This window comes from Nocardia sp. NPDC051911 (assembly GCF_040681035.1).
GTDB classification, from domain to species: domain Bacteria; phylum Actinomycetota; class Actinomycetes; order Mycobacteriales; family Mycobacteriaceae; genus Nocardia; species Nocardia sichangensis.
The window spans coordinates 76343-90089 of record NZ_JBFAXY010000003.1 but is presented as its reverse complement, the minus strand read 5'-3'; the positions used below and the strand labels follow the sequence as shown (position 1 = coordinate 90089).

17 protein-coding genes and 1 pseudogene are annotated in these 13747 nt (G+C 66.4%); 8 read left to right on the top strand and 10 right to left on the bottom strand.

The window, feature by feature from the left end:
* Positions 1 to 102: 102 nt before the first annotated feature.
* On the bottom strand, positions 103 to 864 hold the full coding sequence (locus AB0L97_RS05125; RefSeq protein WP_364425390.1) for a BTAD domain-containing putative transcriptional regulator: 762 nt from the start codon (positions 862 to 864) through the stop codon (positions 103 to 105).
* A gap of 370 nt (positions 865 to 1234) precedes the next feature.
* Between AB0L97_RS05125 and AB0L97_RS05120 the strand changes: the two genes are divergently transcribed.
* From AB0L97_RS05120 to AB0L97_RS05105, 4 genes and pseudogenes are all read left to right on the top strand, one after another.
* Positions 1235 to 1681, top strand: coding sequence for a DoxX family protein (locus tag AB0L97_RS05120; protein ID WP_364425388.1), 447 nt, complete (start codon positions 1235 to 1237; stop codon positions 1679 to 1681).
* On the top strand, positions 1678 to 2229 hold the full coding sequence (locus tag AB0L97_RS05115) for a dihydrofolate reductase family protein (protein ID WP_355078137.1): 552 nt from the start codon (positions 1678 to 1680) through the stop codon (positions 2227 to 2229). The genes AB0L97_RS05120 and AB0L97_RS05115 overlap by 4 nt, the downstream gene beginning before the upstream one ends.
* Before the next feature lie 261 nt (positions 2230 to 2490).
* Complete coding sequence (locus AB0L97_RS05110; RefSeq protein ID WP_364425386.1) at positions 2491 to 3222, top strand: alpha/beta hydrolase; 732 nt, start codon at positions 2491 to 2493, stop codon at positions 3220 to 3222.
* Positions 3223 to 3406: 184 nt separating this feature from the next.
* Positions 3407 to 3502: pseudogene (locus AB0L97_RS05105) on the top strand (SGNH/GDSL hydrolase family protein); the annotation flags it as partial.
* A gap of 34 nt (positions 3503 to 3536) precedes the next feature.
* Here the strand turns inward: AB0L97_RS05105 and AB0L97_RS05100 are convergent.
* Positions 3537 to 4385, bottom strand: coding sequence for a helix-turn-helix transcriptional regulator (locus tag AB0L97_RS05100; protein ID WP_364425384.1), 849 nt, complete (start codon positions 4383 to 4385; stop codon positions 3537 to 3539).
* A gap of 138 nt (positions 4386 to 4523) precedes the next feature.
* Here AB0L97_RS05100 and AB0L97_RS05095 point away from each other — a divergent pair, with 138 nt between their 5' ends.
* Entirely contained in the window at positions 4524 to 5303 is a 780-nt protein-coding gene (locus AB0L97_RS05095) for an NAD(P)H-dependent oxidoreductase (protein WP_364425382.1), read from the top strand.
* 331 nt (positions 5304 to 5634) lie between these two features.
* Here the strand turns inward: AB0L97_RS05095 and AB0L97_RS05090 are convergent, their stop codons facing one another.
* Entirely contained in the window at positions 5635 to 6225 is a 591-nt protein-coding gene (locus AB0L97_RS05090) for a TetR family transcriptional regulator (RefSeq protein WP_355078141.1), read from the bottom strand.
* A gap of 84 nt (positions 6226 to 6309) precedes the next feature.
* Here AB0L97_RS05090 and AB0L97_RS05085 point away from each other — a divergent pair, with 84 nt between their 5' ends.
* Both AB0L97_RS05085 and AB0L97_RS05080 read left to right on the top strand, forming a co-directional pair.
* Entirely contained in the window at positions 6310 to 6675 is a 366-nt protein-coding gene (locus AB0L97_RS05085; protein ID WP_364425379.1) for a hypothetical protein, read from the top strand.
* Between the two features lie 19 nt (positions 6676 to 6694).
* Positions 6695 to 7351 carry a maleylpyruvate isomerase N-terminal domain-containing protein gene (locus AB0L97_RS05080; RefSeq protein WP_364425377.1) on the top strand — a complete coding sequence of 219 codons (657 nt, stop codon included), beginning with the start codon at positions 6695 to 6697 and terminating at the stop codon, positions 7349 to 7351.
* 112 nt (positions 7352 to 7463) lie between these two features.
* Here AB0L97_RS05080 and AB0L97_RS05075 read toward each other — a convergent pair whose 3' ends face one another.
* Together AB0L97_RS05075 and AB0L97_RS05070 are read right to left on the bottom strand one after the other, a co-directional pair.
* Positions 7464 to 7988, bottom strand: coding sequence for a thioesterase family protein (locus AB0L97_RS05075; protein ID WP_364425375.1), 525 nt, complete (start codon positions 7986 to 7988; stop codon positions 7464 to 7466).
* Entirely contained in the window at positions 7985 to 8881 is an 897-nt protein-coding gene (locus tag AB0L97_RS05070) for a hypothetical protein (protein WP_364425373.1), read from the bottom strand. The genes AB0L97_RS05075 and AB0L97_RS05070 overlap by 4 nt, the downstream gene beginning before the upstream one ends.
* Before the next feature lie 287 nt (positions 8882 to 9168).
* Here AB0L97_RS05070 and AB0L97_RS05065 point away from each other — a divergent pair, with 287 nt between their 5' ends.
* Positions 9169 to 9816, top strand: coding sequence for an HAD family phosphatase (locus AB0L97_RS05065; protein ID WP_355078146.1), 648 nt, complete (start codon positions 9169 to 9171; stop codon positions 9814 to 9816).
* A 203-nt stretch (positions 9817 to 10019) separates the two neighbouring features.
* On the opposite strand, the gene AB0L97_RS05060 is transcribed toward AB0L97_RS05065, so the two are convergent.
* From AB0L97_RS05060 to AB0L97_RS05040, 5 genes are all read right to left on the bottom strand, one after another.
* Entirely contained in the window at positions 10020 to 10343 is a 324-nt protein-coding gene (locus tag AB0L97_RS05060; protein ID WP_364425370.1) for a putative quinol monooxygenase, read from the bottom strand.
* Positions 10344 to 10388: 45 nt separating this feature from the next.
* Positions 10389 to 11612 (bottom strand): acyl-CoA dehydrogenase family protein, encoded by a 1224-nt coding sequence (locus AB0L97_RS05055; protein WP_355078148.1) that lies wholly within the window; start codon positions 11610 to 11612, stop codon positions 10389 to 10391.
* Between the two features lie 193 nt (positions 11613 to 11805).
* The gene (locus AB0L97_RS05050) at positions 11806 to 12213 is read right to left on the bottom strand and encodes a phosphotransferase (RefSeq protein WP_364425711.1); all 408 of its coding nucleotides are present in this window, start codon (positions 12211 to 12213) and stop codon (positions 11806 to 11808) included.
* Positions 12214 to 12498: 285 nt separating this feature from the next.
* Positions 12499 to 12951 (bottom strand): MaoC family dehydratase, encoded by a 453-nt coding sequence (locus AB0L97_RS05045; protein WP_364425368.1) that lies wholly within the window; start codon positions 12949 to 12951, stop codon positions 12499 to 12501.
* A gap of 156 nt (positions 12952 to 13107) precedes the next feature.
* On the bottom strand, positions 13108 to 13731 hold the full coding sequence (locus AB0L97_RS05040; protein ID WP_356964162.1) for a TetR/AcrR family transcriptional regulator: 624 nt from the start codon (positions 13729 to 13731) through the stop codon (positions 13108 to 13110).
* Positions 13732 to 13747: the final 16 nt, after the last annotated feature.

The window sequence follows — 13747 nt, the reverse complement described above, 5'->3', positions numbered from 1 at the left end:
TTCCTCAGGCGCGTCACACCACCGTCACCTCAGCGTTTCGCCCAGCGCGGCAGTGCCCGACAGTGTTCGTCGTCTATCGTCACCGCGCCCGTGCGACTCGTGTCAGCGATTCCGGAGCGACTCGACCGCCGGGGCGTCGCACTTCTGGACGCGGAGGAGGAGTTCGTCGAATTCCGGCGACGGCCCGGTGTCGAACTCGGCCCACAGCAGGTCTCGGTATCGCCGGTATTCCCGAAGGGCGTCGATCTTGTTGCCCTGCGCGAGATGGATTCGCATCAGAATCCTGCGGGAGCTTTCCCGGAGCGGCTCCGCCGCCGCCACCGCCGACGCGGCCATCAGGGCGGCGCCGACCTGCCGACGCTCCAGCAAGGCTTCGGCCGCCGCTTCCAGTGCCGCGACCCAGGCCAATCGGTACCGTTCCCGGTCGACGACCACCCACTCCTCGTCCCAGTCCGCCAGCAGCGCTGCGCGATCCAGCAGCAGCGGGACGCGCGCGAGATCCTCCGAGCACGGCTGGTGAACCAGTTTCTGCGCCAATTCGGTCAGATACGCCAGATCGACGACCACGTCCGGATGGAGGCGAAGACGGTCGCCGTTGATCTCCACGACCGCGTCCTGGATACGGCGCAAGCGCCACAGGGCGGTTCGCAAACGCTGCGCCGCGCAGTGATCAGCGCACTCCGGCCACAGCGCGCCGGCGAGGCGGCCACGAGAGACCGGCCGGTTCAGCAGTGCCAGATAGGTCAGCACCCGCTCCGCCGCGTGCGGAATGGAAAGTCGGCGGTCGCCGCTGTGCAGGGCGAATTCTTCGACCAACGTGAGCTGGAAACACGTCGCATGCGTGGCATTATGGATGAGCACCATTTCACTACTCGATCGCGGCGTCGGTCTTCATTTCGCAGGCGTACGTCGACCGGTCGATCTCGGCTATCGCACACCGGCCATCATGCCCAGGTCACGAACTGTCGGCACGAGTAGCCGACTACGCGATCGCGAGACAACGAACGTCGACGAATGACTCTCGTCGCCACGCCCAGAACGAACCGCCGCGTAGCGGACTACTCGCATGCGGTATCAACGGAGTGAGACCCACGATCTCGCACTATCGAAGCAAAACTCCTCCACGTAAAGCGGTCCGGAGAATCTTCGTGGACAGCGATGAGTTCTCCGACGGTGCTCCGTCCTATCCGGTGAACGCGCTGCCAACGCGGCGCACCAACCAGAAGGACCAGGAATGACCACCGCCAACCCCACCACCAACTTCTCCAGCGACGTCACCGACCGTCCCGGCAAGGTCCGCAACCGCGTCCTGTGGGCCCTGCAGATCCTGCTCGGCCTGTTCTTCATCATCGCCTCCGGCGGGCCGAAACTCGTTATGCCGAGCGCCCTGACGGACAACGCCCCCGAGAATCTGACCATCCCCCTCGGGTTGCTCGTCTTCATCGGAGTTGCGGAGGTGGCGGGCGGTATCGGCCTGATGGTGCCACGGCTCAGTGCCCTGGCTGCCGCAGGTCTGTCCGTTCTCACCGTGCTCGCCGCAGCGACGCAGGCTTTCATCGCCGACAAGCCCTTGATGGGAATCTTCCCTTTGGTGCTTGCCGCGATCTTCGCCTGGATCGCCTACGAGCGCCGCGCCACCATCACGGATCTGCGCAACTCGCTGTCGTCTACCCCGTCATGAGGAAACTGATCTACGGGTTCAGCGTGTCCCTGGACGGCTACATCAACGACCGCGACGGCAGCATCGACTGGACCAACCCTGACGAGGAGCTACACCAGTTTCACAACGACCGTTACCGCGAAATCGAGGTCTCGCTGCACGGCCGTCGCCTGTACGAGCTGATGGCCGAGTACTGGCCGCATGTGCCCGCGGACGCGCCGCGCATCGAGCGGGAGTTCAGCAGGCTCTGGACGGAGAAGCCGAAGGTCGTCTTTTCCCGGACGCTCACCGAGGTCCACTGGAACAGCACGTTGATCAGCGAGAACGCGGTCGAGGAGGTCCGCAGGCTCAAGGCGGGAGGCGATGGCGTCATGGAGATCGGTGGCGCGAGCCTCGCGGCTTCGCTGATACCACACGGGCTGATCGACGAGTATCAACTGTTCGTCTTGCCCGTGGTGCTCGGCGGCGGCACACCGCTGTTCCCATCGTTGGACAAGCGCATCCAGCTCCGATTGGTCGAGACGAGGCACTTCGACACCGCAGTGATGCTGCGCTATCTCGCCGACTGAGCTCCGTTCGACCGCAGCACCCTCGTCACCAGACACGGCGGACACCGTAAGCGAGCGGCTCCGCGGCACCGGCCCCGGAGCCTCCGCAAAACCTGTTGGTCGACCGCGGCGACCACTGCTAGCCTTCCGGAAGCCGTGCAAGTGAACGAGGAGGTGGTACCCGTGAACACAGTATCTACATGGGTGCTCCCCTCTGGGGTCACGGTCGGGCGATAGATCGTCCGGGAGCGCCGTTCAAGAGCACTCCCGAAAGGCACCACCGTGCAATTCATTTCTGAACAGCGCCTCGACGACGATATCCTCGAGCGCGAATTCACCCTTGGCGAGATCCCCGGCGTCCTGTGGACGCCCGGATCAGCATCCGCGCCGGCACCGCTGATCCTGATCGGCCACCCAGGCGGACTGGACAAGATGTACCCCCGACTGATTGCCCGGGCCCGGCACTCCGTGGCGGAGGGCTTTGCCGCAGCCACCATCGAGCTCCCCGGCAGCGGTGACCGGCCCCGTTCGGCTGCCGCCGAGCAGGTCCGCGCCGACCTGCACCGGGTGCTACGGGCTGGCGAGCCGGTCACCGACGACATCGTCGACCGGCTCGTCCTCCCGCTGGTCGACCAGGCGGTCCCAGAATGGCGGGCCGCCCTGGACGCCCTTCTCGCGCTGCCCGAGATCGGCGGGCCGGTCGGGTATTCGGGCGGGGTGATCTCCATCGGCACCCGGCTGGCGGCGGTCGAGCAGCGCATCGTGGCCGCCGTTCTGTTCGCCGGGAGTTTCGTGCCGCGCGCCATATTCGAGGAGGCCCGGCAGGTCACTATTCCACTGCATGTCCTGCTGCAGTGGGACGACGAGAGAAACGACCGGCAGATGGCCCTGGACCTGTTCGACGCCTTCGGCTCCAAGGAGAAGACGCTGCACGCCAACATGGGCGGGCACACCGGCGTCCCGCAGTTCGCGGGAGAGGAGGCAAACCGGTTCTTCGCCCGGCACTTGAAGTGAAGCCGGCCCGACAGGCCGACATGGAGGCGGATAGCGGCCGACTCGTCGAATCCGCGCATTCTCGGGTTATGGGGGTGACGGCTGCTTCAGACTGAAGTGTTGGGCCCGGCGATGATCAAGTGCATCTCCGGGCCCGACTCAGCTCCCCACTCGCCTCCCGAAACTTCCTCGGATAGCACCCTGAGCTTCCGTGGCGCCGCAGTACGAGGCGCTCACTCCCGACACCACGCTCGTCACCGTGGGGATCGGCGGCAACGACATCGGACTGGTCCAACTCGCAGCCAGCTAAGGTGTTTCCGGGGGCCGGCGTTGAGTTACTCGCGAACCTGAGCGTTCATCGTGGGTTGCGTGTCACCGCTGTCCGCGTCCAGCCCCGCGAGCAGACGCAGCCCGTCCTCGGCGGGGCTGCCGGGGAGCGCGGACAGCACCAGCAGCTCCATGCCCGTTTCGTCCGGTAGTGCGAAGTTCTCCTGATGCAGTTCCAGCAATCCGACCAGCGGGTGTCGGTACGCCTTGCGTCCATGCGTGCGGGCGCGCACGTCTGCGCGGGCCCAGAGGCGGCGGAAGCGCTCACTGCCCATCGCCAGCTCACCGATAAGCGAGGCCAGGCGGGGGTCCTCGGGGTATTTGCCTGCGGCCAGGCGCAGGTGCCCGACCACGTCGAGGGTGCAATTCTCCCAGTCGGCGTAGAGGCCGCGCTCGGCCTCCTCAAGGAAGATGTGCCGGGCGGTGTTCAGGCCCGGCATCGGTCGGCCGTAGAGAAGGCCGGCGAGCCGATTTCCGGCGAGCACGTCCATGCGGTGGTCCATGATCAGCGCGGGTGCGTCGGCGACCAGGTCGAGGACGCGTAGCAGCTCCGGTCGGACCCGCCCGCTCGGCGCCTTCGCGCGGCGGCGGCGCTGCCGGGCGAGCCGGTAGAGGTGCCCGCGTTCGGTCTCATCGAGGCCCAGGACGCGAGCGAGCGCGTCGAGGACCTGCTCGGAAGGCTGGGTCGCGCGGCCCTGCTCCAGGCGCACGTAATAGTCGACGCTGACCCCGGACAGGTGCGCGACCTCCTCGCGGCGAAGCCCTTCGACCCGGCGGCGCCTGTCGATGGGAATGCCGGCGGTCGCCGGGTCGACCCGGGAACGCCGGGTCCGCAGGTAGCCCGCAAGATCGTCCACGTCCCCAGTATGGCCTCGGTGGTGCTCGCGAAGGTGGTCCTGCCGTTACCAGGAAGTCCCGTCCGGCGGAAGAAGCGTCTCTGAACACCGGGCGCAGCGGTGCTCAGGATCGAAGGCACCTGATCCGAAGGAGTTCCCATGAAGGCGCTGATCGTCTACGCCCACCCCGAGCCGAAGTCGCTCAACAGCTCGCTGAAGGACCTCGCTGTGTCCACATTGGAGACAGCCGGGCACGAGGTACGAGTGAGCGATCTGTACGCGATGAACTGGAAGGCGGTCGTGGACGCCGCAGACTACGGGCCCCACGCCTCGAGTCCGCTGAAGGTCGCCCTGGACTCCGGCCGGGCCTTCGACGCCGGGACGCTTACCCCGGACGTCGCGGCCGAGCAGGAGAAACTGCTGTGGGCCGACATGATCATTTTCCAATTCCCGCTGTGGTGGTACTCGATGCCCGCGATCCTCAAAGGCTGGGTAGACCGCGTGTTCACCTACCACTTCGCATACGGCGTCGGCGAGCACAACGACACGAAGTACGGTGAGCGCTTCGGCGAAGGCACACTCGCGGGCAGGAAAGCTCTGCTGTCGGTGACCGCCGGCGGCCCGGAGTCGCATTACGCCGCCCGCGGCATCAACGGCCCGATCGAGGATCTACTGTTCCCGATCCACCACGGCATCCTCTACTACCCGGGCATCGAAGTGCTGCCGCCGTTCGTGCTGTACGGGACCGACCGGATGACCGGCGAGGACTACCCGGATGTCGCCAAGGCTTGGCAGCAACGCCTGCTCACCCTGGATTCGACCGAGCCGATCGCGTTCCGGCGGCAGAACTTCGGTGATTATGAGATCCCCTCGCTGCAACTGAAGGAAGGGCTGGAGCCCTCGGGCCGCACGGGTTTCGGGCTGCACGTGCGCGGCTGACCGAAGGGGTGACCCGCGCCTGCCGCCCTCCTCGCCGGTGCGGCGCTGATGTCCCCCGCTCCGGCGCAGGCCCAGTCCGCCTTCGCGGCCTAGGTGATCGACAACAGCGGGATCTCCAGCAGTCCGGCCGAGCCCGATGCACCTCGAAAACCGTGTGAGGCGGCGCGTCGTCTCAGCGAGGCTCTGGTCGGGTACCTGCCCTGAGCGCCCTGGCGGGGCGATAGCCGAATTCCGGCAGCGCGCCGCAGATTGCGCGGACACCGCACCGATAGGTCCTGGGCCTGCTGGTCATTCTGGGGTTGGTCATGTCGAGCCGGAAACGACCGCCGTCTCAGTCGTGGGGATACAGGGTGCGCTCCCAGATGACGGCGACCGTGTCGACGGCCGCGTCCACCGACTCGGGTGCGGCGCCGACGACCTCGTCGAGCAGATAGTGCACGTTCATCGCGACCAGGGCCCGGGCAACCGACACAGCGGGAAGCCGCTCGTCGGCTCGCGTGATCGTCTCGGCCGCAACCTCTTCCAGTGGAGCCAGGAACTCCTGCCACAACTGGGCGGCCTCCGCGTCCCGCTGCGAGGCCACGGCCAGGGTGCGCAACAGGGCGCCGTCGCATTGATACATCCGCGCAGCCGATTCCAACGCGGCACGCGCGGCCGGGCGGGGATCGGCTGCAGTGCGCCACCGGGCGATGGCGGCATCGGTCTCGGCGCGCAACGGAGCGAGTAGTTCGCGCAGCAATGCGACCCGATCCGGGAAGTACACATAGAACGACTTCCGCGACAATGTCGTCCGGGCCATGATCGCGCTCACGGTCACCGCTTCGGATGCCTGCTCACGCAGCAGCGCGCCAGCCGCTCCCAGAATCTCCGCACGAGCCTCCGCCACGGTGCGCCTACGCCGTTTCACCTCCGCTATTGCCACAGTGGCAGTATAAGCAATACAGTTACTGCCACCATGGCAATAAGGAGTCTCGTGGTTGCCCATACCTTTCGAAGATCAGCGGAGATGACTGCCACACAGTGGTATTGCTCCGTCGTAGGACTGTTCCTTCTCATCCGGTCGCTCACCACACTGCTCGGCGCTCCGGCATTCTCCCTTCCTGGATCGGGATGGCGCGCGGCCCTGCAAGCGGTAGTCGGTATCACCCTGCTCGCCGGGCTGCGCACCCGACCCATCCCGGTCGTCACCGCAGTCGGAATCCTCTACGCGATCGAAACCGCCCTGGGCATCGTGGGCGGCGACGCCATCCTCGGCGTCATCCCGGTCGACATGCGCGACCGCATCGTGCATCCAACCCTCGCGATCACCGCCGCCCTCGCGGTCTTCGCGACACTGCGTCGCACGAAGCGCCGAGGGCCGGTCGATGCCTGACGCGCCTACGGATGACCTCGTGGCCCGGGCCTTCGACGAGGAGTGCACCGCCTGGGTGCGGGCCACCGCCACACTGACGGCACACCAGTTCACATTGCCAACCCCATGCCCACCATGGACAGTCGCCGAACTCATCGCGCACGTCACAGCCGCGATCGCTCGCGTCCCCGACGGCTTGGCCGCTCCCCCGCCCGCCCGCGCGAACCTCGATGCCGCCGGCTACTACCACCCGCGCATCTTCGACGCGACCGCCAACGCCGCACGCGTGTCGGCGGCCCAGGACGCCGCAGCCGCACATCCGAATACAGCGGCGCTCGTCGCCGCCTTCGACCATCAACGCCGCCGCGCTCTGCGCGCCATCGCCGGACAACCGCCCGAGCGGCTCCTCGTCACTCGATGGGGCGACGGCATGACTCTGCGAGAATTCCTGCTCACCCGCGTCGTGGAACTGGCCCTGCACGGCCTCGACCTGGCCAACGCCCTCAGCACCCCCGCTTGGACCACACCCGCGGCCGCAGCCGCCGTCACCGACTTTCTCGGTGTCGGCACAGCCGCCACGCGCCTTGGCTGGGACCGCACCACCACATTGGCCAAAGCAAGCGGGCGTGCACCACTCACCGCCGACGAACAGTCCGAACTCGCCCGCGCCCGGATACCCTGGCATCAATTCGGATAGGGACGTCCTCCACCCACTCGTCCACCGATGACTTTCGCGGCACGAATGCCACTCTCCGAGAAGAATTTCGAGGTATTGCTCCAGTCGAGCCGATGAGCTCGGCCGGAGCTGTTCAGTCCCGCTCGCGAGCCAGCGAGGGACGCAATTCGAGCACCCCGTCGTCGGGGCCGAAACCAAGCGATCGAGCGCGCGCGATTGATTCGTCCAGGGCGGCGGCGACCGTGTCGGCGAATTCCGCCGGGCGGCGAGACACCCGATCGACGTTCATGCTGAGGAACTCGAACGAGCTCGCGACCTCGCCGACGGTGCGATTGACCAGATACGAGATGCCGCGCGCGACCTTGTCGGTGCGCCCGAGATCGCAGACGTGCACCGAGACCTCATGTCCCACCAGCACTTCCCGGTAGTAGGCGACGTGCTGCTCCATCGCGAACAGACCGAACTTCCCGGACTCGGTGTAGCCGAGCGCACGGTGTTGCTGCCACATCGCCTCGCCGTGCAGACGAAAGTAGTGCATCACGTTCATGTGCCGGTTGCCGTCCTCGAACTCCGGCGGAATCTCCCTGATGAACGCGGCGGGGACCGCGAGTACCCGGCTGATCTCCGGCCGCACCGCGGCCACCTTCGCCCGGCTCATCGAGATTCGGCCTGGATCGCCTGCCGGTAGCGCTCCGACAGCACGGACGGAAATCCCAGATCGCCTTCGATGACCCGAACCGCCAACGACGAGGCCAGAGCGCGCAGACGTGCGCACCCGTCTTCGCCGATCGCCTCGTACGGATAGACCGTCAGCTCGTCGGTCCTGTCCTCGATCGCCCTGCGCCGGGCGGCGCCGTGCTCGCTCAGAGCGAGAGCGCCGTTCGCCAACCACCCGCGGGCACGAAGCCGGTCGACGCCGGATGCCCAGTCCTGCTCACTCCAGGATCGGCCGAGGCGCAGTACCTCGGCGGCGACCTCGCCGGTCGCGCTGTGCGTGATCAGTGCTTCGATACCGTCCAGTCCCTCCGTCGCCAGTAGCGCCACATGGCCGTCACCTCGATACTCCCGCAACAGTGTCTGCGCGTGCCAGAGCACCAGATGCGGTTCGTCGGGCCAGGGCAGCGCCGCATGGGCCGCGAACAGCGCGCGCCCTTGGGGCCGCTCGCGAGCGCGTTCGGCGGCACGCCGTGCCAAACCGGCGGCCTCGCGGACGTCGGCGTCGGCGATGTCACCGTTCCACGCCTGCCGCAGCGAACGGTCCACGGCGAGCAACCTAGCGCGCAAGATCGCTGCGGGAGATGCGATTTCCCACGCGGCAGGCAGGGCGACACGCACCGCGGCCGGATTGAAGTTGAAGAACGCGGCGACGGTGACATCGGCCGCCACCGGACCGAAGGCAGCGGACCTGGAGGCGAAGTACATCATCCGCGGATCCGTCAGACCGAGGTCGCGATACATCTCGGGGCCGTGCGGGGTGAAGTAGATCATGCCGTGGATCGGCTCGAGGGCGCGGAAGGTCAGACGAGCACTCCGCGGGGAGACCGTGGTCAAGAGACTGCTCCGATATCTCGTGGTGCTGAAAAGTCGACTTCGATAGTTACCCGAATCCGATGTCACGTTCAAGATACGGCTAGGCGTAGGGGCCGCTCTTCATCGGCGCCTCATGCGGTTAGCCCAGCGTTTGATATTGAACATGAACTCAGATTCAACTATGCTCGGGTTGCGAAAGCATGCTCGGACTGCCGGACATCGCCCAGTGTTCGGCCGCGCCGCCGACAACTGCACGCACTCGACAACGTGACGCCGCGTCCGGCGGCACGGAGTGGAAAGGAACTCTCATGACCGGTCCCACCTCCGTACCCGCCGAGCACCGGGCGACCGCCGTGCTGTTCGACTTCGGGGGTGTGCTGACGTCCAGCGTCTTCGAGGCGTTCCGAGAGTTCGGCGAGTCGATCGGCTGCGATCCCCGCCTACCGCTGCGCCTGTTCAGCGATGACGTGGAGGCCCGGGCACTGCTGGTCGCCCACGAGGAGGGACGCATGGGCGAGCGAGAGTTCGAACAGGGCTTCGCGGCGCGGCTGCGTGCGCACGGGGTCGAGGTGGACGGAGCCGGGCTCGTTCACCGCATTCAGTCCGGCCTGCGAGCCGACAGCGCCATGATCGAGCTGGTGACCGAAGTCAGGAATGCGGGATTCCGTGTGGGGCTGCTGTCGAACTCACTCGGCGACGACTGCTACGCCGGATTCGACCTCGCTTCGATGTTCGACGCCGTCACCATCTCCGGCGAGATCGGTGTACGCAAGCCATCGCGGCGCGCGTACGACATCGCCTGCGCCCGTTTGAATGTGGAGCCGGGAGCCACGGTAATGGTGGACGACCTGCCACAGAACATCGTCGCGGCCGAACACGCGGGGCTCACCGGCGTCCTGCACCGCGACGCGGCGGACACCATCGAGCGGCTGTGGGCCGCTCTCGGCCCGTCGTGAGTTCGGCGTTCCGCCGATCTACGCTCGCAAGCACCTGTTCAGCGAGAACAACGGAGGGCACCCCGAATGAGCCCGAGCACCAAGGAATCCACCGACATCGTGCTGGCCGAGAACGCGAGCCCGGACGCATCCAATTCAGAGCATTAGCACGAACTTTCCGATATTCGCTCCGGTGAACATCGTGCCGGGCAGTCGTTCGTGCGTCAGAGCGCTCCCAGTTCGGAATCGCCCGCGGGCAGCGCGTCGAAGACCAGCACCTCGGCCGGATGACTGAGCGCGTCGCCCAAGGCCTCGTTGACCTCACGCAACACCGCGCTCTGGCCGTGGGCGCGCAGCGCTTCTTTCGACGCCCATTTCTCGATCATCACGAATCGACCGGGTTCGCCGATCCGTCGATGCAGTGCGTAGAGCAGACAGCCCGGCTCGGAGTGCACCGCGGGCGCGGCCGTCCGCAACGTCCGCTCCACCAGCTCTTCCTGGCCCGGCTTCGCGATCATGGTCGCCACCACCACACAGGGCTCGGCCATACGTTCCTCCTCTTGAAGTGGGTTGTGCCGCTTCGTCCTGTCCGGCTACGGTCGCTTGCCCCATGAAGGGTCGCGGCGGCGCAACTCCATCTGGGCGATCGTGCGCTTGTGCACCTCGTCCGGCCCGTCCGCCAGACGCAAAGTGCGCAGATGCGCGTACATGTTCGCCAAAGGGAAGTCGTCGGAGACGCCACCACCGCCGTGGACCTGGATGGCCCGGTCGATCACCTTCAGCGCGACTTGGGGCGCGGCCACCTTGATCGCGGCGATTTGGACCCGCGCGTTGCGATTTCCGACGGTGTCCATCAGATAGGCGGCCTGGAGTGTCAGCAACCGCGCCATCTCGATTTCGATGCGGGACTCGGCAATCCAATCCTGAATGTTGGCGCGGTCGGCCAGCGGCGCGCCGAACGTCGTCCGCGCTTGCGCTCGGTCGATCATCAGGTCCAGCGCCCGTTCGGCCATGCCGATCGCTCGCATGCAGTGGTGGATCCGTCCCGGCCCGAGCCGGGCCTGGCTGATCATGAACCCGTCGCCCTCACCGGCCAGCAGCGCGGTGCGCGGCACTCGGACGTTCTCGAACACCACCTCGGCGTGCCCTTCCCGGTCCTGATACCCGAAGACGGGCAGGTTGCGCAGGACCGTCACGCCAGGGGTGTCGATCGGGACGACCATCATGCTCTGCTGACGGTGCACGGGCGCATCCGGATCCGTCTTGCCCATCACGATGAGGACCTTGCAATTCTTGTGCAAGGCGTTGGAGGTCCACCACTTTCGGCCGTTCAGCACGTACTCGTCGCCGTCGGGCCGCATGCGCAGCTCGATGTTGGTGGCATCGGAGCTGGCGACCGCCGGCTCGGTCATCGCGAACGCCGAGGCGATCTCGCCGTCCAGCAGCGGACGCAGCCACGTCTGTTTGTGCTCGGGCGTGCCGAACAGCGTCAGCACTTCCATGTTCCCGGTGTCGGGAGCGTTGCAGTTGGTCGCCTCGGGCGCCAGATGCGCGCTTCGTCCCATGATCTCGGCGAGCGGCGCGTACTCCAGATTCGTCAGGCCCGGACCCCACTCCGGGTGCGGGTGGAACAGATTCCACAGACCGCGCTTGCGCGCTTCCGTCTTGAGTTCTTCGAGAATCGGCGGGTGGAAGTGCGGATCACCGGACTCCGTCATCTGTGCGTGGTAGACCGCCTCCGCGGGGTAGACGTGCTCGTCCATGAAGGCGAGCAGATCCTCGCGGTATCGGCGAGATCGCTCCGAGAGCTCGAACATGGCGACTCCTCGTACTGACTGACGGCTGCCTACGCACCGTATTTGAATTCGACTTCAGATTCAACTTTGCCCATTGCCGGGTCCGCCCCGCAATGCCGACGACGCGCGCGATCTGCCCGGCTGCCGAGCCGACCGGCGCCCGCCCACGACGGTCTCACCGGGGGCGTCGAGAGTGTGCCGGTCATCGGTTGTTCTACTCGAGTGCTTCGATCCCGATGCGCAACAGCGGTTCGACCCCGGATCCCACGGTCTCGAAGCCGGATCCCACGGTTTGCCCGTGGAGATGGCGGTAGTGGATGCCTTCGAGGATCGCCGCGAGTTTGAAGGCGGCGAGCCCCAGATAGAAACCGAAGTGCGCGAGGTCGCGGCCGCTGTGTTCGGCATAGCGGTCGAGCAGTTCGGCCTCGGTGAGGAACCCGGGCGCGAGCGCCACGTCGCTGACACCGGTGACGCCGATCTCGCCGAGGCGGCGATACAGCAGCAGGAGCGCCACATCGGTGAGCGGATCACCTAAAGTGGCCATTTCCCAATCGATTACGGCGACCACGCGGTCTTCGGAGTCCATCAGGATGTTGTCGAGCCGGTAGTCGCCGTGGACGATTCCATCCGGAGACTGCGGAGGCTGGTGGGCCGCGAGCCTCCCGTACAGCGCGTCCGTATTCCCTGGACATGTCGTGTGCGGTTGCCAGCACGTGACCGAGCGGGGGCCGCCGCACGATCCACGCCGACCTACCGTCGCTGATCTCGTAGGTCAGGTTGGATTTCCCGCCTGCGATCAGGCGGCCGGTGAGCGGCCCTGCGAGCAGATCCGGCTCGACATCGGCCAGCCATGCCGCCAGGCGATCCAGGTCCAAGCCGGGCAGATCCTCGCGGTTACGGTCGCTCATCAAGGCACCAGCACCGCGACCGTCTCGGCGACACACGCGGGCTTGGCGGCGCCGTCGATGTCGATGGTGACGCGGCTGACCGCCTGGAATCCCAGGTTCGCAGGCGCGAGCGAGAGCAACTCGACTCCCGCGCGCAGCCGGGACCCCACGGGAACGGGCGCGGGGAACCGCACCTTATTGGCGCCGTAGTTGACGCCCATCGACAACCCTTCGACGCGATAGATCTGCCGGGACAGCATCGGAATGAGAGACAGCGTAAGAAATCCGTGGGCGACGGTCGTGCCGAACGGTCCCGTCGCCGCTTTCACCGGATCCACGTGAATCCACTGGTGATCGCCCGTCGCGTCGGCAAAACGGTCGATCTGCTCCTGGGTCACGGTGTACCAGTCGCTGTATCCGAGGTGAGTTCCGATGGCCTTCTCCATCTCGGCCAAGCCCTGGAATACTTTCATCGGTCGCTGTCCTTCCGTCCTTGTCCCGAGGTCCGCCGGCCACATAGACGACCTGGCCGGACACGAATCCCGCTCCCTCGCTCACCAGGAACGACACCGATGGCGGTCTTTCCTTCGAACGATCGCTTATCAACGCTGCCCACCCTGCGCGATATATCAGTCCGATTCGAGCTGCAGCGCGTTGACCCACAACTGCGTCAGGGTGGTGACGAGCTTCTCGAACGGGATGCGCTGATTCTGGACGAAGACCAGGTAGGCCATCCGGCTCACCATCACCGACAAGGCGTGCGCGGTGATCATGGGATCGAGGTCCGCGCTGGCCCGGCCGGATTCCTGCAGCGCGCTGATCATCTTCGCGTTGCGCTCCGCGAAAGCCTTGCCTCGTTCCATCCGCAGCTCGCGGAAATCCTCGTTGATCAGGGCGACCTCCTCGAGCACGGCCATCAGGCGCGCGTTGCGCTTGTAGGAGCGAAGGTAGTCCCGATTGGCCGCCTCGATGAGGTCGCGCGGGTCGGTGACGCCCGTGCGCCCGCGAACGTGAGGGTGCAGCATCTCTTCCTGCACCTGCTCCGCCACCGCCGCGAAGATCTCTTCCTTGCCGTCGAAATAGGTGTAGAACGACCCCGACGCCGTCCCGGCGGCCTTGGAGATATCGGAGATCTTGGCATCGAGGTATCCGTCGCGCTCGAATACCTCGCGCGCCGCGGCGATCAGCGCGGCGCGTGTGCGTTCGCCGCGCTTGGTGCGCGGAAGTCCTTTACGAGACTCGGCCTCACTCACAACGGACTCGGACACC